This window comes from Calditerricola yamamurae, from assembly GCF_054654135.1.
The window spans coordinates 399,644-422,077 of the sequence record NZ_BAAIFH010000006.1 but is presented as its reverse complement, the minus strand read 5'-3'; the positions used below and the strand labels follow the sequence as shown (position 1 = coordinate 422,077).

Genomic DNA, 22,434 nt, shown 5'->3' with positions numbered 1-22,434 from the left:
GTCCCTCAACTGTGTGCGAGATGGTTGTCGTGACGGGTTATGGGATCGTATGCGGTACAGCTTGCTTGTAAGGAGTGAGGTGACTTGTCGAGAAATGCAAAGGGTTCATGGATCGGCATCGGATTGCTATCCTTAGCCTTGTTGATTGCAATTCTTTTGGATCTAGATACAATTTCCTACGCATTAGGAACCATGTTATCAGCAGCTTTATGGTTTGCAATTGGAAGTTACTTTCCAAAAAGACTCTCCGCGTATTCCACGGGACAAAACATTTTTTTGGGTGTGACCGTCGTATTGATCATGTTCATTACCGCAATATTAGTAGTAAAAACAGTAAAAACAGACCAAGGCATGCTTTCCGGATTAGTTAAGATGGCCACCCACTTATTAACCGAACGTGCGTCCTAATGGTGAAGAGGAGGCGAATGCCCGGCCATGAGCCGGGCTTTTCTGTTGCCCACGTTTCGGGTACAATACGAACAGGTGTTCCTAATACGAACGTGTGTTTGGTGATGCCCCATGCTCCGCGATCTCCAGCGTTACCTGGTCCGTCGCCAGCCGGTGGACATCGTCTACATCGATCGTGCCGGCCGGTTTAGCCAGCGCCGTGTGCGGCTGCTGCACGTCGATGCCGACCACGTCCGGGCCTACTGTTACGAGCGTCGCGCCGTGCGCACGTTTGCGGTGGCCAACATCCTCGCGGCCATGCCGGCCAGGGAGGGCGGTGCTGCGTGACGAAGCAGGACGACCGCACGCCGCAGTTCAATCCGATACGCCTCGTCCTCTGGAGCCAGACCGACGTGTGCCAGTGCCTCGGCCGTGGAACGTGGCGGTGGAACGACGGCCGGCTGACTTGCCTTTGGTGCGGGAAACCGAAGTATTTGGACCCGCAGGTGAATGGTGAATCTAGATGGAACTCGACTTAGAGACTTCTATCAGACTGCAGCCAAACTTCCTTGTTGCCGAAGCAGTCCGGAGCTGTCGCGTTTGTCTGCAGTCTGAAGCCCGGCTCTTGGCCGGGCTTTTATCCATGGGTTAATTTTTGAGGATAGGAGGGAATTTTTTTCTAAAGACAATGAATCTCAGCATCGGTCACGACGGTCGCAGCGATTGTCGAAGAAGCCGTCCCTTCCTTCCAACACGATCACGAGCAGGATGAACAACACGAGGATAAACTCAAAGTCATCAAATCGCCTGAAAAAACTCATTCTAGATCCCCCCTTTCCATTGCGGTTGCTATACTGTATGAAGTTGGACAATTAAATGGTTTTGAACATTTGTCCGTCTTGTATCGCCCATTTTAATACCCCTAGTCACACCCATTTTTGCCCCAGGATTCTCTGACTCCAGATTTAGGTTCCAACCGGGACGCAGTGTGCAGCAAGCGGTGCGCCGTGCCAGGGGTATGTGGAAGCCGGCTGGCGCTATGTGGTGGATATGGACCTGGAAAAGTTTGCCCAACGGGCGGACTACGACATTCTGATGGTGCGGATGTGCTTCTTGACGCAATGGAAAAGATCGAAGACGATCCGCCAAAACCGGATAGCCCTTGAAGGGTACTGGTGTCGGGGTCTTTCTCCACAAATGAATAAGGTCACCGGCCTTGCTTACGGGCGAACCGCCACGCGAACCGTTTCATCAACAAACGAGCGGTTTTCGAGGTTGAACCATTCCTGCATTTGGTCTTCCAGGCGACATCCATCGAGTGGACGAGCGTGTAGACTGTGTGTCTCCCGGTACTTTATCTACACGGTGAACCCCCGGCATGTGCCGGGGGCGTTGTGTGTGGAAGGACATGGTATTCCAAGAAGGACAAATGTTTAACCATTTAAACTTACAACTGCATATATTGAAGTAACCGAAATGGGAAGGAGGTCTAGCATGGGCCTCTTTAGGCGATTTGACGATTTTGAGTTTATCCTCGTGCTATTCATTCTGCTTGTCATCGTGCTGGAAGGAAAAGATCACCACTGTGACTAGGGATCTGGTATAGGGATCCCGTTATCTTCCCTCCATATTGAAAAAAATTAAAACATAAAAAGGCTTGCAATGAGAAAATGGTTTGCACTCAAGAGAATCCCGGCTCACCGGCCGGGATTTTCTGACTTTCCGTTTGCTTTGGGTAATGAGTCGGATCGGTCCAATGTCGGGCTTCTCCGGGGCAGAAGTCAGAGAAGTGGAATATTGGTTTATATAGCTTGGGGTAGGCTGACTGGGGTATAGCGGTTGACAACGCTTCCCGTGTTTTTCCGTTTTCATTAATAACGTGTTGCAGGGTGAGGGGAGATGATCCGCATTTTCATCGATCCCGGACACGGCGGTTCCGATCCCGGCGCTGTGGCGAACGGGCGTGACGAGAAGAACCTGACGCTGGGTATTGCCGTTCGCCTGCGTGCCATCCTGCTCGGGGAGTACAGGGGAGTGGAGGTCCGCCTGAGTCGTGAGACGGACACGACCGTTTCCCTCAAGCAGCGGGTTCACATGGCCAACAGCTGGGGGGCCAACTGCTTCCTCAGCATACATATCAACTCTGGCGGTGGTACGGGCTTCGAGTCGTACGTTTACACGGACGCGCTTCCGGCGTCTGTCACGTACCAGAATATCATCCATCCCGAGATTGTGGCGGCCGCGGGTTTCTCTAATCGGGGCAAGAAGCGGGCGAATTTCTATGTCCTGCGTGAGACAGCAATGCCCCCGGTGTGTACCGGGGGCATTCAGCGTGTAGACAAAGTACCGGGAGGTACAAGGTCTACACGCTTTTTTGTCGAATAGAGTTCTTATCCCATCATGCAGAGGTGGCCACATGCTGAGAAAACAATCGGCCGAAGGCCGTTACCAGCTTACCGTTGTTTCGTTGGACGAATTGGTGCCTCAGGATCACCTGGTTCGCAAAATCGAAAACGCCATCGACTTCTCGTTTATCTACGAACTAGTGGAAGATCGTTACTGCCCAGACAACGGAAGACCCAGCATCGATCCCGTTGTCCTCATCAAAATGGTGCTCATCCAGTATCTGTTCGGCATCCGTTCCATGCGTCAAACCATCAAAGAAATCGAAACCAATCTCGCCTACCGGTGGTTTCTGGGATACGATCTCACCCAGCCCATCCCCCATTTCACGACGTTTGGAAAAAACTATGTCCGCCGATTCAAGGGTACCGACCTCTTTGAAAGGATCTTCACGCGCATTCTTGAAGAAGCCTGCCATCATGGGCTGGTCGACCCTTCCGTGTTGTATATCGATTCCACCCATGTCAAAGCCAACGCCAACAAGAGAAAATTCATCAAGCGGCTTGTCCAGGAAGAAGGCAAGAAATATCAAGAACTTCTCGAAGAGGAAATCAACCAGGACCGCGAAGCGCACGGGAAAAAGCCGTTGCCAAAAAAGTCTAAAGCCGTCTGGAAGGAGGTGAAAAAAAGCACCACCGATCCGGACAGCGGCTGGTTTGTCAAAAACGAAAAGGAACAGACGTTCGCTTACTCCTTCCATGCGGCCAGCGACCAAAACGGCTTTGTCGTCAGTGCCGTCGTCACGGCCGCCAACGTTCATGACAGTCAGGTTTTCCCGGATGTGTTCGAGCAAGCTGTCAAGCACGTCGGAAAGCCCAGCGCTGTCGCGGTGGATGCGGGGTATAAAACGCCTTATATCTGCAAGTACCTCTTGGACCAACAGGTCCGTCCGGTCATGCCGTATACCCGTCCCCACACAAAAGACGGAAGGTATCGAAAGCAGGATTACGTGTACGATGAGTACTACGATTGCTATCTTTGTCCTGCCGGACAAGTGCTTACCTACGAAACCACGACCCGTGAGGGTTACCGAATCTACCGTTCCGATGCCACGACCTGTCGATCTTGTTCATTCCGCTCCCAGTGCACAGAAAGCCACGACGCGGTTAAGCGTGTGAGCCGCCATATCTGGGCCCATTACATGGAAGAAGTGGAGCACTTGCGCCATACAGAAGTGAATAAACGCCTATATGCACGCCGAAAGGAAACGATTGAGCGTGTATTTGCGGATCTCAAGGAGAAGCATGGCTTGCGTTGGACCACGTTGCGAGGGTTGGAAAAAGTGACAATGCAGGCGATGCTTGTTTTTGCTTGTATGAATTTAAAAAAGCTGGCGAATTGGTTATGGAGGTTAGGAAAAACAGGGCGCCATGCCCTTCATTTCGGTGTCCTTTTCGTACTCAGACGACATGAAAACTCCCTCGGCTGCGTTGGCACCGAGGGTGTTTGTCTGCAGTCTGAATGCCCCCGGTGTGTACCGGGGGCATTATACGGGGGATAGCTGAACGAGGCAAGGGGAAGAGGGAGACCTGCCTGTTTTCGCGTATGATTCGGTGGCCATGCTTGCCGCGGCGATATCCCAGCGTTCTGTGCTTAGCGCAGGTAGTTCATCGGATTGACTGCCTCTTGGTTCTTGTAGACCGTAAAATGCAGGTGCGGGCCGGTGGCGTTCCCCGTCGAGCCAACCAACGCGATTATCTGCCCACGCCGTACCTGTTGGCCCACCCGGACAAGAATGCCGCCTTCCTTGATGTGGCCGTACAGCGTCCACAAGCCACCGCCGTGATCAATGATGACCGTATTGCCATAATCATTCATGTAGCTGGCGGCGATCACCTTGCCGTCCTCTGCCGCCACAATGGGCGTTCCCTCCGGCGCCGGGATGTCAATGCCGTTGTGCAGGCTTAGTTTCCCTGTAAGGGGGTGCGTGCGGTAGCCAAACTCTGATGAGATGCCGTGGGCCGACGGCACCGGCCAGGCGAATGCGGTGGCCGTATCCGTGTCGACCGGTCGCACATACTGGCTGGACACCCAACCGGTGAGGCCGTTGAGGAGGCGTACGAATAGCCAGCCATTCTGCTGTTCCTGCACCGACAGGTAGGTATCGCGTTTCGCCGTGGTGATGATGGCGTAATCGGTTCCCGGTCCGGACCGCACATTGAGGACGGAGGCGGTCACAGCGACCGTTTGGGTGGTCGTTTGGGTGGAGGGCGCTTGGTTGACGTGCAGGTATTGGCTTGCGACCCACCCTTTCAGGCTACCGGTTTGGACGAGCCACCAGCTCCCCCGTTCCTCAAGAACCGCGACCTGTGTGCCGTTAGGCAGGGAATGAATAACAGTGTACTGGGTTCCTGGACCGCTTCGGACGTTGAGGCGAGAAGCGGTAACGGTAGCGATTTTGGTGGTAGGGGTTGTTCCGCCTGTTGGCGGATGTCCGGCATTTGCTTGTGAAGGCGCCGGAATGTCGACGGGTTGCACATACTGGTTGAACACCCAGCCGGTGAGGCCATTTGGCAGGCGTACGGCCAGCCAGCTTCCCTGCTGTTTCTGCACCGTCAGGCGCGTGTTGCGCGGAACTTTGGTGATGATGGCGTAATGGGTACCCGGCCCGGCTCGCACATTGAGGACGGAGGCCGTGACAGTGACCTGGGAAGTCGCCTTGGCATGAACCATAGAGAGCGGGTGGGGAACCTCCAGGGATGACGCGAGAAGCGCGACCGCCAATGCGACCGCCAAACGAGGCGTTTGGAAACGGGCATTCATGGCGAATCGACTCCTCATTTGAAGTTTGTTCCATCATTACATCATTCGACATTGATCCGAAAAATCCTGTCTGTTTCAGAAAAGGAATTGTCGACGCATGCAGGAGTCAGCTCCCCCGGGCACGGGAGCTTCCGGCTGATGAAAATTGCGCCTCGGCGTCGGCTTCCGGATGGATTTCCTGTTCGCAGTCGGGAAGAACACCCGGTTCTCTACGGCAATTGCGCTATCGTTGGCCGGATCCGCATAGACCAAGGTCTCCTCGCCGCATGGACCTGGCTCGTGCCGCGTCAGCTACGTTATCTGATGCGGCGCGATAGTGATGTACGCTCGCGCGGAAAAAAACAAAAACCGCGTGTCGCTGGGTATTTGGCGATTTCAAGCCGGACAAGGCAAGCATAGAGTAAGATAAGGTCGACCCCGAGGGATGCAACCAGCATGGCGTGGGACAGGGTCGATCGAAACAACGGTGAGATGGAGGTGGAACCGTGTCCCGTCGCCGAGGGTTCTTTGGTGGAGGGTTTTTCCCCATCATTATCGTGATCATCGTGCTGTTGCTGTTTTTCAACGACGGTTTCTTCGATGACGGTTGCTGCTAGCCGTACCGCACATGGAACAAAGCCGCCACTGCACGGGCGGCTTTTGTTACGTTCGGAGGCATTGGCTTGACGGTTATCGTATTCTGTGGGGGTGTTCCATGGTTTCCCCTCCCGAGACGAAAGTCCTATTTGCTTTAAGATTTGTCGGGTTTACTTTATGTAAGGAAGAGGATAAAAATGGCAAATAAAAAGCGACGGATGCAGGGGATACTTGATTTACTCGTAAAGAAGAAATTGTTAGGAACGTTTCTTTTGATCTTTCTCTTGTTTGCCGTCGCGAATGCTTTCGTCTGGTGGGGACAGAGGAATGTGGTCAGCATGTGAAAGCGATGCAAGAGGCCGGTTTGGTCATGGAACGAATGGAAAATTTCAAGGCGCAAAATCGCGTGGTGTTCATTCGCGTGCTGGAGTATGCAATGAATCCCTCACCGGACAAGCTCGAAGCCTTCAGCTCCGAATAAAGGAAACTGCAAAACCTCGCGCAACAGCTTTCGCAAGCGCTGTCGGGTTCGGATCGCGCCGTTTTCCAAAACGTGTTGCGCCAATATGAACTGTATCGGCAACACATCTACGCAAAGCTGTTGCCTGCCATCGTAAGCGGGAATATGGCGGAAGTGCGGCGTTCAGTGGCGGAGACGGCGAGCCTGGGCAAGGCGATGAACAAGGACATTGACTCGCTGGTCGGGGCGATGGAGAAGCGTTTTCGGACGGTTTCCGATCGCGGACTGGACTACGCCCGAACCACTGTTGTCGTGCTGACGGTGGGGCTGATCTTGTCTGTCGTTCTGGGCCTGAGCCTCGCGGTGCTGTTCACCCGGTACCTGACGCGGGCCCTGGGACACATTACCGAGGTGGCCCAGCGCGTGGCCCAAGGCGAACTGCGCATCGAACCGCTGCCCATTCGCTCGCGCGATGAGCTGGGTTGTCTGGCCCAGGCCATCAACGAGATGGTGGACCAGTTGCGGGGAATGATCCATAACGTGCAGGACGCCGCCCGGCAACTGGCCGCTTCGGCCGAGGCGCTGTCAGCCGGAGCCGAGCAGACGTCGCAGGCGGCACAGGAGATTGCGCAGTCCGTGCAGGCGGTGGCCGGCGGTGCCGAGGCGCAAGTGCGGGCGATGGAGGAAAACGTCGGGTCTCGGCTCGCGGCCGCTCCTGTGGGACTGGGGATAGGGCCTTGCGTGCGGGTCCCGCGGCACACTGCGTGGGATTTTTCTTGTTCGCTTCGGGGGAACAATAAGCAGGCCGGGGGATGTGCAACATTCATGATGAGGAAAGGGACGAACACGTTTTCCTACGCCCCTCCGATCGCGCTGGCATTCACCTTGCTCTTGTTCCCGCTTACCCTTTCCTTTCGGCAGATTATTCTAAGCCTTTTCTTCAGGCGGGGACGCGATTGTGGGCCAAGGACACCTGGGCACCCGCCTCAGTTTTGATTACCGGTGCCGCACTGGTGATGGACGTTAGGGTTACCGTTGTTGTCAGCATCAGTTTCGGCGTGTTTGCTCTTACCTCGGCGTGCCCGGGAGGCGCGTTGAGGTGGCCGCCCCGCGGTTTTGTCGGCCATGTTCGACGAAAGGAGGTGAACCCCTTGGTCCAACCCAATGCCAACGTCCAGGTGGCGGAGTGGCTTACCCTTCTGCGCCAAGGGAACGCGTATGCCGTCCGCGAGTGGCTCGACGAATTACAGCCGTACGATCTGGCGCAATTGTACCTCGCGCTATCACCGGGGGAGCGTGGCCGGCTGCTCCGCCACCTCACGAAGGACGAAATCGCCGCGTTCCTCGAGGAACTGGACATCCGCCACCAGGCGGAGCTGATCGACAGGCTGGGGCTTGCGCAGGCGGCGGAAATCCTCAGCAGCATGTCGCCGGATGACCTGGTCGCCCTGCTCGGCCGCCTCTCTGCTGAAAAAGCCAAGACCCTTTTGACGTCGATAGATCCCACCCACGCCGCGCGCGTGAAGCAACTGATGGCGTACGCCCACGAGACGGCCGGTGCGATTATGACCGATCGCTTTGTATGGGTTACGTCCGACATCACGGTGCGGGAAGCCTTTGAGAAGCTGCGCGACTTTGCCGACGTGGCCGAAGTCCTGAATTACTTGTACGTGGTTGACCAGGACAGACGATTGGTGGGTGTTCTCTCCATTCGTGACCTGCTGCAGGCCCGCGAGGAAACGCCCGTGGCCGACATTATGTATGAGCGGGTCATCAGCGTCCCTGCGGACATGGACCAGGAAGAAGTGGCCAGTGTCATCGAGCGCTACGACTTCGTGGCCGTGCCGGTTGTGGACCACAAGAACCGCCTGTTGGGGATTGTTACCGTCGACGACGTGCTGGACGTCATCTTCCATGAGGCCGGGGAAGACTTGGCCAAGTTGTCCGCCACCAGCCAGAAAGCCGTCGACCTTCGCACTTCGCCGCTGCAAGGGGCCCGGCGGCGGCTGCCCTGGCTGCTATTGCTGCTGGTTATCGGCATTCTCACCGGCTCGATTGTGAGCCGTTATGAGGATACGCTGAAACGGGTTGTCGCGCTCGCCTTTTTTATGCCCATGATCGCCGGGATGACGGGCAATACCGGGACGCAGTCGCTGGCCATCGTCATTCGCACCATCGCCGAAGAGGGCCTCCCTGCGCGGATCATTTTTCGCCTGGCTGCGCGGGAGGCGGGCAGCGGGATCATCATCGGCCTAGTCTGCGGGGCGGTTGTGGCTGTGGTGGCCGGCTTGTGGCAGCACAACCTCGCCCTCGGGGCCGTTGTTGGCCTCACCCTCTTCTTGACGCTAATTGTGGGAACACTGGCCGGCACGCTCATCCCCATCGTCCTCCATTTTCTCCGCATCGATCCGGTGGTGGCATCCGGACCGCTGATCACCACGCTGAACGACGTGATTTCCCTGCTCATCTATTTCAGTATCGCCCGGCTCTTCCTTTCCTGGTTTCTCGCGTAACGCCCCCTGCGTCTTTCGGCGGGCGACATGGCCGGACCTTTGAGGTGTGCCGGCACAATGAAACCGCCCGGGAAACCAAGTTCCACGGGCGGTGTTGTTGCGCGGGGGGACCGCTCTTGGATGCGCGGTTTGTCCCTCGTTTTACTGGCTGTGATGGGGTCCGCCTTCCACAGTTGGCTGTGCGAGTGCAGCGGGCTGTGCTAGATTGCTGTTCCGGAAACCGTAGAGGAAGTAGATGGCGAGGCCAGCACCGATCCAGATGAAGAAGGCGATCCAGGTGATCAGCGGCAAGTTGAACAACAGGAAGAGGGCCACCAGGGAACCGAGAACCGGTGTGAACGGCATGCCGGGAACGCGGAACCCGCGCGACAGGTCGGGCTGCTTGTAGCGCAGCACGAGGACGCCAATCTGAATGAGCACGAAGGCGGTCAGCGTGCCCATGTTGACGAGCTCGGCCAACCGACCCAGCGGAATGAAGCCGGCCAGACCGGCGGCGAACAGCCCCGTGATCCACGTGTTGATGTGCGGCGTCTTAAAACGCGGGTGGACGCGGGAAAACATACGCGGGAGCAGACCATCGCGCGACATCGCGTAAAAGATGCGCGTTTGCCCGTAGGTCATCACGAGCATCACCGTGGTAATGGTGACCACCGCCGAAGCGGAGATGATGCCGGCCAGCCAGTTCTGCCCCACCGTCTCCAGGGCAAAGGCCACCGGTGCGCTGTTGTTCAGCTCGGTGTACGGAATCATTCCGGTAAGCACGGCGGCCACGGAGATGTAAAGGAGCGTGCAGATGGCCAGCGAGCCAATGATCCCGATGGGCAGGTCGCGCTTCGGATTTCGCACCTCTTCGGCCGCCGAGCTGACAGCGTCAAAACCGGCGTAGGCGAAGAAGACGACGGCCGCGCCGCTAAACACGCCCGCCCATCCGAAGGGCATGAACGGCGTCCAGTTCTCCGGCTTGACGTAGAAAGCGCCGACAAAAATGAACAGGAGCACGATGGCGATCTTCAGGAACACAATGAGGTTGTTGAACCGGGCGCTTTCCTTCACGCCGCGGGTGAGCAGCCATGAGAGAAACAGGATGATCAGCACCGCCGGCAGGTTCACGATGCCGCCCTGGGATGGATCCTTCACCAGGACGTCCGGCAGCGCCAGTCCAAACCCGCTCAGGAGGGACTGGAAGTAGCCGGACCACCCGACGGCCACGGCGCTGACGGCCAGCGTGTACTCGAGGATGAGGTCCCAGCCGATGATCCAGGCCAGGAATTCGCCCAGAGTGGCGTAGGTGTAGGTGTAAACGCTCCCCGAAACAGGGACGGAGGACGCGAACTCCGCGTACGACAGCGCGGCGAAGGCGGCGGCGAGACCGGAGAGGATGAACGAAAGGATCAGTGCGGGACCAGAATACTGGGCTGACACTACGCCCGTGAGGACAAAGATTCCCGTTCCGATGATGGCGCCGATGCCGAGCAGCACCAGGTCTAAGGCGCCAAGGGCACGTCGCAGCGACGTTTTTTCACCTTCTTGCAGCAGGTGGGCAATCGGTTTCTTGCGCCATAAGCTCATGCTCCTCTTACCTCCAAAATTTTTTGAGTATTATTTGTTTTAATGAAGAGAATCATATGAAAGATACTTACATCATATCTGAAAGTGCTTTCATGAGTCAATATTTTTTGATCGGTGAATTTTACCGTCGTTCTTTCGTTTTCTCATTGAATGGCGCTCCCACGGCGCGGTATGCGAAATGCAAACTCGTGTTGCGGAGGGACTCGCGCGTGATCCCGCGGATCATGTACGAAAGAAGGCCGCGTGCGTTCCGCAGTCATCGAACGAGGCGGAAGGCGAGGGGAGGGGGAATCGCGTTCTCGGCGGCATTGCCATGGCATATCGTAGACGATGGATGAAACGGCGACGCGGCATAGGGTATGCACGGGGGGTACAGCGATGCCGATCGCGGAAATTCTGCCAACGATCTTGCAAATTCTCAAGAATCCTCCGCCATGGTTTGGGGATGCGTTGGGCGTGATCTGTTGCGTCTTTCTTTTTCTGGCATTATGGGATATCAGAAAAAAGACATTACGCGCGTACGAAAATTTATCCACAAGGGAGGAGAGGCTATCAAAAGTATACGAGGATTTGATTAACGAGCGAGAAAAATATACATATTCAACGAATTTGTCTAAACAATATAAAACAACATTGGAGAACATCATTGATTTCATGAAAGACTTAAATGATTTGCGTAATGATGTTGATTCTGTTGAGGTCATCAGCAAAGCGGAACATATTATTCAGCGGGCGGTGGAGTCCTTGGCGTCCGATGTGAAGCAACTTGCCGGGGAGCGGCACAGATGCGGTTTTTGGGTATACATTGCAGAAACGAACACGCTAAACCTCATCACGGCGAGTTCGGGCTTTCCTCCGAACTACATCGGGAAGAAATTGAACAAGGACAAGTCCATTGTCGGACGTGCATTCCGAACCGGCGAGATTGAAAATGTGTCGAATGTCCATGAGGATCCGGAGTGGGAACCCAACCCTCAATCCAATAGTCCCTATACGGCCCTCATCTGTATTCCGATTGCCGATATTGGGGTCCTGACCATTGATGCGCTGAACCCCATGTCCCGCGATCACGAATTGATTGGCGAAGTGTACTGTAAGGTGATTGAGGGAGCGGTAATTGAACTAACCCAAGCCCTTCCCCATATCGTAAAGAAGGAGACCGTTGACTCTTGAGAGAGTATTTTTTATTTTTCTAGGGAGGGATAAAGTGTTGAAAATTCCCTCACTGAGTCGGTTGTTATTGCTTCATGCAGCCGCCCGGATTGCCCAGAATCGCGGGTTAATTAACAAAAAACAGTACGCAGATATCATCGCAAACATTCAAAACCATTCGGGTGCAGCGACGGAATCGGGTAAGGAAACAAAGACGAAAATGCTGAAGTAGATCACGATTGAGCCCTTCATCAATGATCCCGTTGAGCACCGTATCGAAGATGGGGATGGGCAGCTCGACATTCGGCAGCCCTGTCCAATCCGCCGATGCCGTAGATGGCGACCACAGCGTTTCCTGGCCGGACAAGCAGTATTCACATTCGCCACACGCGGAGGAAAGCCACGGAATCCCGACCCGGTCGCTCATGTTGAGGGAGGTGTGGATTTCCGGATTTTCTCTTATCCAGGAAAGGGGAGAGTAAGGTGGAGACGATCGCGATCCGTGAGCTGTCGACGGAGGACGAGTGGCGACAGGCGTTTCCCGTCTTGCGCCAACTGCGCCCCCATTTGGACGAGGCCACCTACCTCGCGTCCGTGCGTGAGATGCGCGAGCAGGGGTATACCCTCTTCGGCCTGTTTTGCGGGAAAGAGCTGGCCGCCGTCGCCGGGGTCATCCGGCTCACCAACCTGTATTACGGGCGGCATGTGTGGGTTTACGACCTGGTGACGCGGGAGGACCGGCGATCCCGCGGGTACGGGGAGGCGCTGCTGCGCCACATCCACGAGTGGGCGAAGCGGTGCGGCTGTGGGGTTGTCGCGTTGTCTTCAGGCCTCCAGCGTACGCGGGCCCACCGGTTTTACGAGGAGAAGATGGGATACGAAAGGACCAGTTACGTGTTCAAGAAGACGCTCTAACATGGCGGAGATCCACGACCTTCCGTTTTCCGTTGCACCTGTGCGGGGGGGTTAGAGACGGCCGAGGCCAGGGGGCGTGCTGCGCACGAAAGGGCCTGCGGTTTGGCCGGGAATGAGGGGCAGAACGGCGGCGCATACTACGGACAACGTTTGCATGAGGAGGAACGGGTATGCGTCCCGATGAACGGCACAACATGGGGCACGAGGGGCCGGCTGCGCCGCGCGGCGTAGCGGGAACGGGCGAACGCTACGAAGCAGACCAACCGGAACCGCCTCAGCCGCAACAGCCGCCGATGGCACCGGCCCCGCCGGTGGTCGGCACCCTTCAGGCCTTGGGGCAGACCAACGTCCCACAACTGGAAAGCAACATCTACTGCCTGACCATCATTGGGCAGATCGAGGGCCATCTGCAACTTCCCCCCCACAACAAGACGACCAAGTACGAACACATCCTCCCGCAGCTGGTTGCCGCCGAACAGAATCCCCACATCGAGGGGATCCTCATCCTCCTGAACACCGTCGGCGGAGACGTGGAGGCGGGGTTGGCCATCGCCGAGTGCATCGCGTCCTTGACCAAGCCAACGGTATCCCTCGTGCTGGGTGGCGGACACAGCATCGGCGTGCCCATCGCCGTGGCGGCGGACCATTCGTTCATCGCCGAGACAGCCACAATGACCATTCACCCGATCCGCCTCACCGGCTTGGTAATCGGGGTGCCGCAGACCTTCGATTACATCGACAAAATGCAGGAGCGTGTCGTCCGGTTTGTGGCCCGCCACTCCAAGTGCTCGGAGGAACAGTTCAAGGAGCTGATGTTCAAAACGGGGGAGCTGACGCGCGACATCGGTACCAACGTGATCGGGCCGGATGCGGTCAAATACGGGCTAATCGATGCCGTCGGCGGACTGGGCGAGGCCATCGCGGAGCTTAACCGGCGCATTGAGGCGCACCGCGAGAAACGGAAACGGGACGTGACGGTGCAATGATTCACTACGCGGCGCTTCCATTGGAGCTCGTCTTTGAAGGGGTTGAAACCTACCGGCCCGACCTGGTGGAAACCCGTGTGGGCGGGGTGACGATGCTGATCGAGCGGACCGGTCCCGCGGAGGGGCGCATTGTGCGCCTCATCAGCCCGAACCCGCAGGATTTCCTGAACCCGCAATTCGCGCCCGGCACCATGGTGCGGTTTGCTCCGCAGTGGGGATAAAACCTGCGGTTCCGGTGGCGTGGTATTCAATGGTATACTAAGGACGAGCGATTCCCAAGAGCAGCCGCTTCCAGACGGCTGCTCTTTGTGCATCAAGGGCGGTGAGAGCGAACGTGCGGAGCGCGAAAAACGAAAAACGCCCGCGGGAACGGGCGGGCGAGGTGATTCGCCTGGAACTGGCGGCCCTATTGGTGCTGCTGTTGTCCGTCGTGACGTTGGGACAGTTCGGCGCCGTGGGGCGCGCGCTCACCTATTTGTGCCGCGTATTGGTGGGGACGTGGAACGTGGTGCTGCCCCTGGCGGGCATCGCCGCGTCACTGTATGCCATGGTGCGTTTGCGCTGGCCCAGGGGGTTCACCCGGCGCCGCGCCGGCATCCTGCTCCTGTTCGGGTGCCTGCTCGTCAGCACGCATATCCAGTTGTTCGACGCGCTGTCGGACAACGGGCGTTTCCCCACGTCCATCGTCGCGGCGACGGCCAAGCTGGTGTGGGCGGAGCGCAGCAGCGACGTTCCGACCGACATCGGCGGCGGGATGGCGGGGGCCATCGGTCTCGCCCTGCTGATGTTCCTCTTCGATCGGGAAGGCACGCCGGTGGTGCTGGCTTTTTTGTTCCTTTTCGCGCTGCTGTTGTCCACCGGGCTGACGTTCACCCGACTGATCCAGGGCCTGGTTGCTGCGGCGCAACGCCTCGGCACCGAGGTGCGAAATTGGGCGGTGCGGCAGGCGGGCCAGTGGCGCGCCCGCAGGTGCACGCTGCCCTCGCTCCGCGACCGCTTTGCCCGCAAGCGAGGCCAAGGAGCAACGCCTCCTGAAGGCGTGGCGCCATCGGCCAAGGGCAGGGGAGAAGAGGCCCCGCCGCTGGTGATCCACGATTTTGCCGACGTCGCCTACCGGCAGGATGGGCTGCGCGCTGCGGAACGGCAGGAGTCTACGCCGGAGGGCTCCCTGGCGTCGCGACGCGGGTATGCACCGCCGGCGGGCGATGGGGCGAGGACGGGATCTCCCACTGGGGAGAAGGAGGGACCCGGTCCGGCGGGAGAGAGCCGGGGTCCCGCCGCCCCAACGGCCAAGCCGCTGACGCCGGAGGAGCGCGAGGCACGGCGCTTGGCGGCGCAGCGATACCAGCTTCCCCCCTTCTCCCTCCTGCAGAAAGGCACCGGGCGCCACAGCGGGCGGGAGCACCGCGACATCGCCGCCAACGCGCGGAAGCTGGAAGAAACGTTGGAAAGCTTTGGTGTGTCGGCGCGCGTCGTCTCCGTCCACCGTGGGCCGGCGGTGACGCGTTACGAGGTGCAGCCCAGCATCGGCGTCAAAGTGAGCCGCATCGTCAGCCTGGCCGATGACCTGGCTCTCGCCCTGGCGGCGCGGGACATTCGCATCGAAGCGCCCATTCCCGGCAAATCGGCTGTCGGCATCGAAGTCCCGAACAACGAGATTGCTCTCGTGACGCTGCGCGAGGTGTTGGAAAGCGCGGCGTTCCACGAGTCGCTGTCGAAGCTGACCATTGCCCTGGGGCGGGACATCTCCGGCGAACCGGTGGTGGCCGATCTGGCCAAGATGCCGCACCTCCTCATCGCTGGAGCGACGGGGAGCGGCAAGAGCGTGTGTATCAACAGCATCGTGGTGAGCCTCTTGTATAAGGCCAAACCCCACGAAGTCAAGCTCATGATGATCGACCCCAAGATGGTTGAGCTGACGGTGTACAACGGCATTCCCCACCTGCTTACCCCTGTGGTGACCGATCCGCGGCGCGCCGCGCAGGCACTGAAAAAAGTGGTGCAGGAGATGGAGCGTCGTTACCAGCTTTTTGCTGAGAAGGGAGCCCGGGACATCCACCGGTACAATCAGATCATGGCCGAACAGGAAGGCGGGTTGGAACCGGTCCTGCCGCAGATTGTCGTCATCGTCGACGAGTTGGCCGATCTGATGATGGTGGCCCCCGGTGACGTCGAGGACGCCATCTGCCGCCTGGCGCAGATGGCGCGAGCGGCGGGCATTCACTTGATTATCGCCACACAGCGGCCGTCGGTGGACGTGATCACCGGCGTGATCAAGGCCAACATTCCGACACGTATCGCCTTCGCCGTTTCGTCGCAGGCCGACTCGCGGACCATCCTCGACATGGCCGGAGCGGAAAAGCTCCTTGGTCGCGGGGACATGCTCTATCTCCCGGTCGGTGCGCCGAAGCCGGTACGCGTGCAGGGTGCGTTCGTATCCGACAGCGAAGTGGAAGCTGTGGTCTCCTACGTCGGGAACCAGCAGGAACCGCAATATGCTGAGGAGATGATGCCCGCGCCGGAGAAGGAAGGGGAGCTGGCGGTCGATGACGACCTGTATGAGCAGGCCGTCCAGCTGGTCATCGAGGCCCAGTCGGCCTCGGTCTCCATGCTTCAGCGCCGCCTGCGTATCGGTTACACCCGTGCAGCGCGACTGATCGACATGATGGAAGCCAACGGCATCGTTGGGCCGTATGAGGGCAGCAAGCCGCGCGAAGTGTTGGTGAAAAAGGGGGATACGCGCATCTCCTCCTAAAGGGTTGGATTTTTCCAGCCCTCTTTTTTATGGCCGAGCAGGATTTCGCGTGTGTTCGTCGAAGAAATCATACCGGTCAGACGTCATACCTTCAGGTGAAGGGAGGACACCATGCGTTTTGTTTCCCGCCCACTGTACCTTCACGTCATCGACTGGATCAAGGAACAGATCCGTGAGGGACGGTTTACGCCCGGCGAGCGGCTGCCGTCGGAATTTGAGCTGGCCAAACAGCTCGGGGTAAGCCGCACCACGCTGCGGGAAGCGCTGCGCATTCTGGAGGACGAAAACATCGTGGTTCGCCGGCACGGTGTTGGCACCTTCGTTCATCCGCGTCCGTTGTTTTCGAGCGGCATCGAGGAGCTGTTCAGCGTCACGGACATGATTGCCGCCCACGGAAAACGGCCAGGAACCCATTATTTGTTTACCGGTCGGGTAAAAGCGCAGGCGGAGGATCGGGAAAAACTGAACATAACAGAAGAAGATGAGGTGTATGTGATTGAACGCCTCCGCACCGCAGACAACGAGCCGGTCGTGTACTGCATCGACAAGATTCCGGCGCGATTGCTTCCGGACCCGGTGCCGCTGCATTACACGTCCATTTTTCAGCTCCTGGAACGTGAGGCCGGCGTTACCATCAGTTATGCGGTAGCCGAGATCGAACCGGTGGGATACCACGAAAAGGTTTCGTCCCTCCTTTCCTGCGCGCCGGAGACGTCCCTTCTCCTGTTGAAGCAGGTGCACTACGACAGCCAGGAAAACCCAGTGCTCTACTGCTTCAACTATTTTCGCGCCGATCGGTTCTGCTTCCGGGTTGTGCGCCGGCGCCCGCTTGCGCGCTAGTGCGCGCGACCGATTTTGTAAGGGTTTTCAATCTCTGGTGTCCACCCTCCCTGAAGTCTGACCCGGTTCCCTTTGATTGGTAACCATCATACAGAAGGAGGTTGTCGGTTTTCCATGATCCGAGCAAAGAAATGGGTTACTGGAGCAACGGCGGCGGTGCTCGCGCTCGCCCTTGTGACGGCGGGATGTGGCACGGCGAAGAACGAGAACAACGCGCAAGGCGGGGATGGCGGCAAAACCTTCCGCGTGGCCATGGTCACCGATACCGGCGGGGTGAATGACAACTCATTCAACGAAAGCGCCTGGAACGGGTTGCAGAAGCTCCAAAAAGACAAGGGCGCCGAGGTCAAGTACGTGGAAAGCAAGAGCGATGCCGACTACGTGCCCAACCTGACCTCGTTCGTTAAAGACGGTTACGACCTGACGTGGGGCATTGGCTATCTGATGGGCGACGCGGTGAAGGAAGTGGCCAAGAAGAATCCGGACGCCAAGCTGGGCATCGTCGACTTCGACCTGACCAAAGAAGGACTGAAAAATGTGGTCAGCGTCACGTTCAAAGAGCACGAGGGTGCTTTCCTGGTGGGCGTCATCGCCGGGATGATGACGAAAACGAACAAGGTCGGGTTTGTCGGCGGCATGGAGTTTGACGTGATCAAGCGTTTTGAGAATGGGTTTAAAGCAGGGGTCAAGACGGTCAACCCCAAAGCCAACGTGGTCGTCGTGTACACGGGGGCCTTCAACAAGCCCGATCTTGGGAAGCAGACGGCAGCGTCGATGTACGACCAAGGGGTGGACATCATCTTCCACGCGTCGGGGCAGACGGGTGACGGCGTGTTCAACGAGGCCAAGGAGCGCCGCAAAGCGGGCAAAACCGTATGGGTGATCGGTGTTGACAAAGACCAATCCCTCACCTTCGGCACCGATGTGACGCTCACCTCGATGATCAAGCGCGTGGACAATGCCGTGTACACGGTTTCCGAGAAGCTGATGAACGGCGAGTTTCCCGGCGGGCAGGCGCTGCAGCTGGGGTTGAAAGAAGACGGCGTCGGCATCCCGGAAACTACCAAGCAGAACGTTCCGGCTGACGTGCTGGCCAAGGTGGAGGAATACAAGCAGAAGATCATCAATGGTGAGATCAAGGTGCCGGCCACGGACAAGGAATACCAGGCGCAGTTTCAATAATGGGCCACGCAAGCAGGCGACAGGGCTGGGTTCGACCGGCCTTGTCGCCTTGCTTACGGCTTGACGCGAAGGGAGGGTGTGCGGTGTCCGAGTATGTGGTGGAGATGCGGGGGATCACCAAGCGATTTCCCGGCATCGTGGCCAACGACGGCATCGATTTGCGGGTGCGCCGCGGCGAGATTCACGCGCTCTTGGGGGAAAACGGCGCCGGCAAGTCGACGTTGATGAACATCCTGTTCGGCTTGTACCAGCCGGATGAAGGGGAAATTTACATCAAAGGGAAAAAGGTGGCCATCACCGATCCCAATGTGGCCAATGAGCTGGGCATTGGCATGGTCCATCAGCACTTCATGCTCGTCGAGCCCTTCACGGTTACGGAAAACATCGTCCTGGGTGCCGAGCCGCGACGGGGCATGACTATCGACACCGCCGCCGCCGAGGCCAAGGTGCGCGAGCTGTCGGAACGGTACGGGCTCAAGGTGGACCCGCGGGCGAAAATCCGCGACATTTCCGTCGGCATGCAGCAGCGCGTGGAGATCCTCAAGACGCTGTACCGCGGTGCGGACATTCTCATTTTTGACGAGCCCACTGCCGTCCTCACGCCGCAGGAGACCCGCGAACTGATTGACATCATGAAGAACCTTGTGCGCGAAGGCAAGTCGATCATTCTCATCACCCACAAGTTGAAGGAGATCATGGCCGCCGCCGACACGGTAACCGTGATCCGGCGCGGGAAGGTGGTGGGGACCGTTCCGGTGCGCGAGACAAACCCGGACCAGCTGGCGGCGATGATGGTGGGCCGCGAGGTGGCGTTCCGGGTGGAAAAGGCGCCGGCCAAACCCGGGCCGGTGGTGCTCGAGGTGCGCAACGTGACGGCCCTCGACAACCGCGGCGTGCCGGCGCTCAACGGGATCAGCTTCGAGGTACGCGCTGGCGAAATCCTGGGCATCGCCGGCGTTGACGGGAATGGCCAGTCGGAACTAATCGAGGTGCTCACCGGGCTGCGCAAGGTGACGGGCGGCGAGATCCGCCTGAACGGCGAGCCGATCCATAACCGCTCGCCGCGCGCCATCGCCGAGCGCGGCGTGGCGCATATCCCGGAGGACCGCCACAAGCGCGGGCTGGTACTGGACTTTTCTATCGGCGAGAACATGGTCCTCGGCACGTACCACAAAGCGCCGTTCAGCCGCAGGGGGTTGCTCCGCCACGAGGCCATCACAGCGTATGCGCAGAAGCTGATTCAGGAATTTGACGTGCGCACGCCGAGCGTGGACACCCCGGCGCGGGCGCTGTCAGGCGGGAACCAGCAGAAGGCGATCATCGGGCGGGAAATCGACAAGGATCCGGTGCTCCTGATCGCCGCCCAGCCCACGCGGGGGCTGGACGTCGGGGCGATTGAATTCATTCACCGCCGGCTGGTGGCGGCGCGCGATGCGGGAAAGGCGGTCCTGCTCGTGTCCCTCGAGCTGGATGAGATCTTGAATGTGGCCGACCGCATTGCCGTGATTTACGAGGGACGCATTGTGGGCGTGGTGGACGCCAGCGCCACCAACGAGAACGAATTGGGCCTGCTGATGGTCGGCAGCAGGTCGCAGGGGAAGGAGAGGGGCCAATGAACGGAGCGGACAGCCGCAGCCTGCAAACGCGCCTCGGGCGCCTGTTCCTCAAGGACTCGGCGTTGGTGCCCGCGGTTTCCGTGGTGCTGGGCCTGGCCGCGGGGGCGCTGCTCATGCTGGCCGGGGGCTACGACCCGGTGGCGGCGTACAGCGCGCTGTACGAAGGGGTCTTCGGCAACCTGTACAACATGGGCGAGACCATCCGGCAAATCACGCCCCTCATTTTTACCGGGCTGTCGGTGGCGTTTGCCTTTCGTACGGGTCTCTTCAACATCGGGGCGGAAGGGCAATTCCTGGTTGGCTCGCTGGCCGCGGTGTGGGTTGGCGCGGCCATTGACGCGCCCGCGGGTGTGCACGTCCTGTTGGCCCTGCTCGCCGGGGGGCTGGCCGGTGCCCTGTGGGGGGCTGTGCCCGGGTACCTGAAGGCCAAGCGCGGTGTCCATGAAGTGATCACCACGATCATGATGAATTGGATCGCCCTGTACCTGACCAATTACCTGATTCGCGCGTATCTGAAGGCCGACGCCGAACGTTCCGTGGAGATCCGTCCAACGGCGAGCCTGCAGGCGGATTGGCTGAGTGCCTGGTTTGACGATGCGCGCATCCATCTGGGCATTGTGCTGGCGCTTCTTGCCCTCGCGGCCTATTACGTGGTGCTGTGGAAGACGCGGTGGGGATTTGAGCTGCGCGCCGTGGGGCTCAACCCCTATGCCGCCGAGTACGCCGGGATGGACGTTTCCCGCAGCATCGTGTCGGCGATGATGGCCAGCGGTTTGCTCGCCGGGCTGGGCGGCGCGGCGGAGGCGCTGGGCGTGTACGGGTACATGGCCATCAGCGCCATCTTCCCAGGCTACGGCTACGACGGCATTGCCGTCGCCCTTCTTGGCGGCAACACCCCGCTGGGCATCCTCCTGGGCGCGACGCTCTTTGGCGCGCTCAACTACGGGGCCAACACGATGCAACGGCTGGCGGACGTGCCCATCGAACTGATCCGTGTGGTCATCGCCCTTGTCATTTTCTTCGTCGCTGCCAGCGGCATTGTGCGCAGCTTGATCGGGCTGTTCCGCCGCACCAAGGGGAAAGGGGGCGCGACCGATGGCATGGCTTCTTAGCCTGGGAGACATCATCCACAACACGCTGGTCTTCTCCACGGCCCTCATCCTTGCCGCTGTGGGCGGGGTGTTCTCCGAGCGATCCGGGGTGGTCAACATTGCCCTGGAGGGATTGATGATCGTGGGGGCCTTTTCCGGTGCTGTGACCGCCATCTTCCTCGGGGAGGTGGCCGGTTGGGGTGACGGGGCGCCCTATGTGGCCCTCGCGGTGGCGGCCCTCGCCGGCATGCTGTTTGCCGTGCTGCACGCAGTGGCCACGGTGACGTTCCGCGCCGACCAGGTGGTCAGCGGCGTGGCCCTCAATTTCCTGGCGTTCGGGTTCACCATTTTCATGGTCAAGCTCTTCTTTGACGGGGCGGCGCAGACAACGACCATCCAGCACCCCCTGTCGGAATGGCGCATTCCCGTGTTGAGCGAGATCCCCGTCCTGGGTCGGGCGCTGTTTGTCGCCTATCCGACGACGTACCTGGCCTTTCTGGTGGTGGCCGTTGCCTACTACGTCCTGTGGAAAACGCCCTTTGGCCTTCGCCTGCGCGCCGTTGGTGAACACCCGCGCGCGGCCGACACGCTGGGCATTAATGTGCAACGCATTCGCTACCTCGCCGTGCTGATCAGCGGGGCACTGGCTGGCCTCGGCGGTGCCAGCGTGGCCCTGACGACGACGTCAAACTTCAGCCACAGCACCATCGCCGGGCAGGGATTTATTGCCCTGGCGGCCATGATCTTCGGCAAGTGGCACCCGGTGGGGGCGATGCTGGCCGCCCTGTTTTTCGGACTCACCCAGGCGGCCCGCACGATCATCCAGGTCTTCGGTCTGGCCAAGGTGGTGCCGGTCGATCTGATCAACCTGCTCCCGTATGTGGTGACGATCCTCGTCCTGGCCGGGGTGGTGGGGCGAGCCGAGGCCCCGGCTGCGCTGGGCAGGCCGTATGTGAAGGGCGAACGGTAATCGGCCGCTGGCGGTTGCAGACACGCCAACGAGGCTTCGCGCGTACGCCGCGCCAAGTGGGGCACGCTAAGGGTAGCCCGATGTCGATGGCAGCTGGCTTTGGAGGTGGGCTCTGTGTGGACGTGCCCGCATTGCGGCGGGACGCGCGGCTTTTTCTTTACCGACGAGAATCTGCAAGGCATGCTGTGCCTGGCATCCGATTGCGGGCGTTTCGATCCAACGGCTGTGTTCCCGGCCCACGAGGTGTCCGGGGATG

The 22,434-nt window shown here is 59.0% G+C and carries 19 protein-coding genes and 2 pseudogenes; 17 read left to right on the top strand and 4 right to left on the bottom strand.

Translation table 11 applies throughout. The annotated features are described in order from the left end of the window. Window positions 1–84: 84 nt before the first annotated feature. Entirely contained in the window at window positions 85–408 is a 324-nt protein-coding gene (locus ACYQ0Z_RS08390; protein ID WP_459866658.1) for a hypothetical protein, read from the top strand. 111 nt (window positions 409–519) lie between these two features. Next, a complete protein-coding gene (locus ACYQ0Z_RS08385; RefSeq protein WP_459866655.1) occupies window positions 520–735 on the top strand; it encodes a WYL domain-containing protein in 216 nt (71 codons plus the stop codon). 347 nt (window positions 736–1,082) lie between these two features. Here the strand turns inward: ACYQ0Z_RS08385 and ACYQ0Z_RS08380 are convergent, their stop codons facing one another. Then, the gene (locus tag ACYQ0Z_RS08380) at window positions 1,083–1,208 is read right to left on the bottom strand and encodes a hypothetical protein (RefSeq protein ID WP_459866652.1); all 126 of its coding nucleotides are present in this window, start codon (window positions 1,206–1,208) and stop codon (window positions 1,083–1,085) included. Between the two features lie 1,078 nt (window positions 1,209–2,286). Here ACYQ0Z_RS08380 and ACYQ0Z_RS08375 point away from each other — a divergent pair. Next, window positions 2,287–2,706 (top strand): annotated as a pseudogene (locus tag ACYQ0Z_RS08375) (N-acetylmuramoyl-L-alanine amidase family protein); the annotation flags it as partial. A 97-nt stretch (window positions 2,707–2,803) separates the two neighbouring features. Continuing rightward, entirely contained in the window at window positions 2,804–4,291 is a 1,488-nt protein-coding gene (locus ACYQ0Z_RS08370; RefSeq protein ID WP_459866649.1) for an IS1182 family transposase, read from the top strand. A 92-nt stretch (window positions 4,292–4,383) separates the two neighbouring features. On the opposite strand, the gene ACYQ0Z_RS08365 is transcribed toward ACYQ0Z_RS08370, so the two are convergent. Then, the gene (locus ACYQ0Z_RS08365) at window positions 4,384–5,553 is read right to left on the bottom strand and encodes an SH3 domain-containing protein (RefSeq protein WP_459866646.1); all 1,170 of its coding nucleotides are present in this window, start codon (window positions 5,551–5,553) and stop codon (window positions 4,384–4,386) included. Between the two features lie 916 nt (window positions 5,554–6,469). Here ACYQ0Z_RS08365 and ACYQ0Z_RS08360 point away from each other — a divergent pair. The 3 genes from ACYQ0Z_RS08360 (at window position 6,470) to mgtE (ending at window position 9,102) form a co-directional block, all read left to right on the top strand. Next, complete coding sequence (locus tag ACYQ0Z_RS08360) at window positions 6,470–6,610, top strand: hypothetical protein (protein WP_459866643.1); 141 nt, start codon at window positions 6,470–6,472, stop codon at window positions 6,608–6,610. Window positions 6,611–6,763: 153 nt separating this feature from the next. After that, window positions 6,764–7,585 carry a HAMP domain-containing protein gene (locus ACYQ0Z_RS08355; RefSeq protein WP_459866640.1) on the top strand — a complete coding sequence of 274 codons (822 nt, stop codon included), beginning with the start codon at window positions 6,764–6,766 and terminating at the stop codon, window positions 7,583–7,585. A gap of 155 nt (window positions 7,586–7,740) precedes the next feature. Next, window positions 7,741–9,102, top strand: a complete 1,362-nt coding sequence (mgtE, locus tag ACYQ0Z_RS08350; RefSeq protein ID WP_459866637.1) for a magnesium transporter — start codon at window positions 7,741–7,743, stop codon at window positions 9,100–9,102. A 141-nt stretch (window positions 9,103–9,243) separates the two neighbouring features. Here mgtE and bcaP read toward each other — a convergent pair whose 3' ends face one another. Continuing rightward, entirely contained in the window at window positions 9,244–10,671 is a 1,428-nt protein-coding gene (gene bcaP / locus ACYQ0Z_RS08345; protein WP_459866634.1) for a branched-chain amino acid transporter BcaP, read from the bottom strand. A 378-nt stretch (window positions 10,672–11,049) separates the two neighbouring features. Here bcaP and ACYQ0Z_RS08340 point away from each other — a divergent pair, with 378 nt between their 5' ends. Further along, window positions 11,050–11,844 carry a GAF domain-containing protein gene (locus tag ACYQ0Z_RS08340; protein WP_459866631.1) on the top strand — a complete coding sequence of 265 codons (795 nt, stop codon included), beginning with the start codon at window positions 11,050–11,052 and terminating at the stop codon, window positions 11,842–11,844. Window positions 11,845–12,169: 325 nt separating this feature from the next. Here ACYQ0Z_RS08340 and ACYQ0Z_RS08335 read toward each other — a convergent pair. After that, a pseudogene (locus ACYQ0Z_RS08335) lies at window positions 12,170–12,262 on the bottom strand (alcohol dehydrogenase catalytic domain-containing protein); the annotation flags it as partial. A gap of 44 nt (window positions 12,263–12,306) precedes the next feature. On the opposite strand from ACYQ0Z_RS08335, the gene ACYQ0Z_RS08330 reads away from it, so the two are divergent. The 9 genes from ACYQ0Z_RS08330 to ACYQ0Z_RS08290 all read left to right on the top strand — a co-directional run bounded on the left by ACYQ0Z_RS08330 (window position 12,307) and on the right by ACYQ0Z_RS08290 (window position 22,178). Then, window positions 12,307–12,738 (top strand): GNAT family N-acetyltransferase, encoded by a 432-nt coding sequence (locus ACYQ0Z_RS08330; protein WP_459866628.1) that lies wholly within the window; start codon window positions 12,307–12,309, stop codon window positions 12,736–12,738. A gap of 293 nt (window positions 12,739–13,031) precedes the next feature. Then, window positions 13,032–13,724 (top strand): ClpP family protease, encoded by a 693-nt coding sequence (locus ACYQ0Z_RS08325; RefSeq protein WP_459868811.1) that lies wholly within the window; start codon window positions 13,032–13,034, stop codon window positions 13,722–13,724. After that, a complete protein-coding gene (locus ACYQ0Z_RS08320; RefSeq protein WP_459866625.1) occupies window positions 13,721–13,945 on the top strand; it encodes a YlzJ-like family protein in 225 nt (74 codons plus the stop codon). Before ACYQ0Z_RS08325 ends, ACYQ0Z_RS08320 begins: the two co-directional genes overlap by 4 nt. 113 nt (window positions 13,946–14,058) lie before the next feature. Further along, a complete protein-coding gene (locus tag ACYQ0Z_RS08315) occupies window positions 14,059–16,479 on the top strand; it encodes a DNA translocase FtsK (protein ID WP_459866622.1) in 2,421 nt (806 codons plus the stop codon). Window positions 16,480–16,590: 111 nt separating this feature from the next. Next, window positions 16,591–17,319: a GntR family transcriptional regulator gene (locus ACYQ0Z_RS08310; RefSeq protein ID WP_459866619.1), complete on the top strand. Its 729-nt coding sequence runs from the start codon at window positions 16,591–16,593 to the stop codon at window positions 17,317–17,319. A gap of 114 nt (window positions 17,320–17,433) precedes the next feature. Next, a complete protein-coding gene (locus tag ACYQ0Z_RS08305) occupies window positions 17,434–18,501 on the top strand; it encodes a BMP family lipoprotein (protein WP_459866616.1) in 1,068 nt (355 codons plus the stop codon). A 104-nt stretch (window positions 18,502–18,605) separates the two neighbouring features. Beyond that, window positions 18,606–20,117, top strand: coding sequence for an ABC transporter ATP-binding protein (locus ACYQ0Z_RS08300; protein ID WP_459868808.1), 1,512 nt, complete (start codon window positions 18,606–18,608; stop codon window positions 20,115–20,117). Next, window positions 20,114–21,229: an ABC transporter permease gene (locus tag ACYQ0Z_RS08295; RefSeq protein WP_459866613.1), complete on the top strand. Its 1,116-nt coding sequence runs from the start codon at window positions 20,114–20,116 to the stop codon at window positions 21,227–21,229. Before ACYQ0Z_RS08300 ends, ACYQ0Z_RS08295 begins: the two co-directional genes overlap by 4 nt. Beyond that, entirely contained in the window at window positions 21,213–22,178 is a 966-nt protein-coding gene (locus ACYQ0Z_RS08290; protein WP_459866610.1) for an ABC transporter permease, read from the top strand. Before ACYQ0Z_RS08295 ends, ACYQ0Z_RS08290 begins: the two co-directional genes overlap by 17 nt. Window positions 22,179–22,434 lie beyond the last annotated feature (256 nt).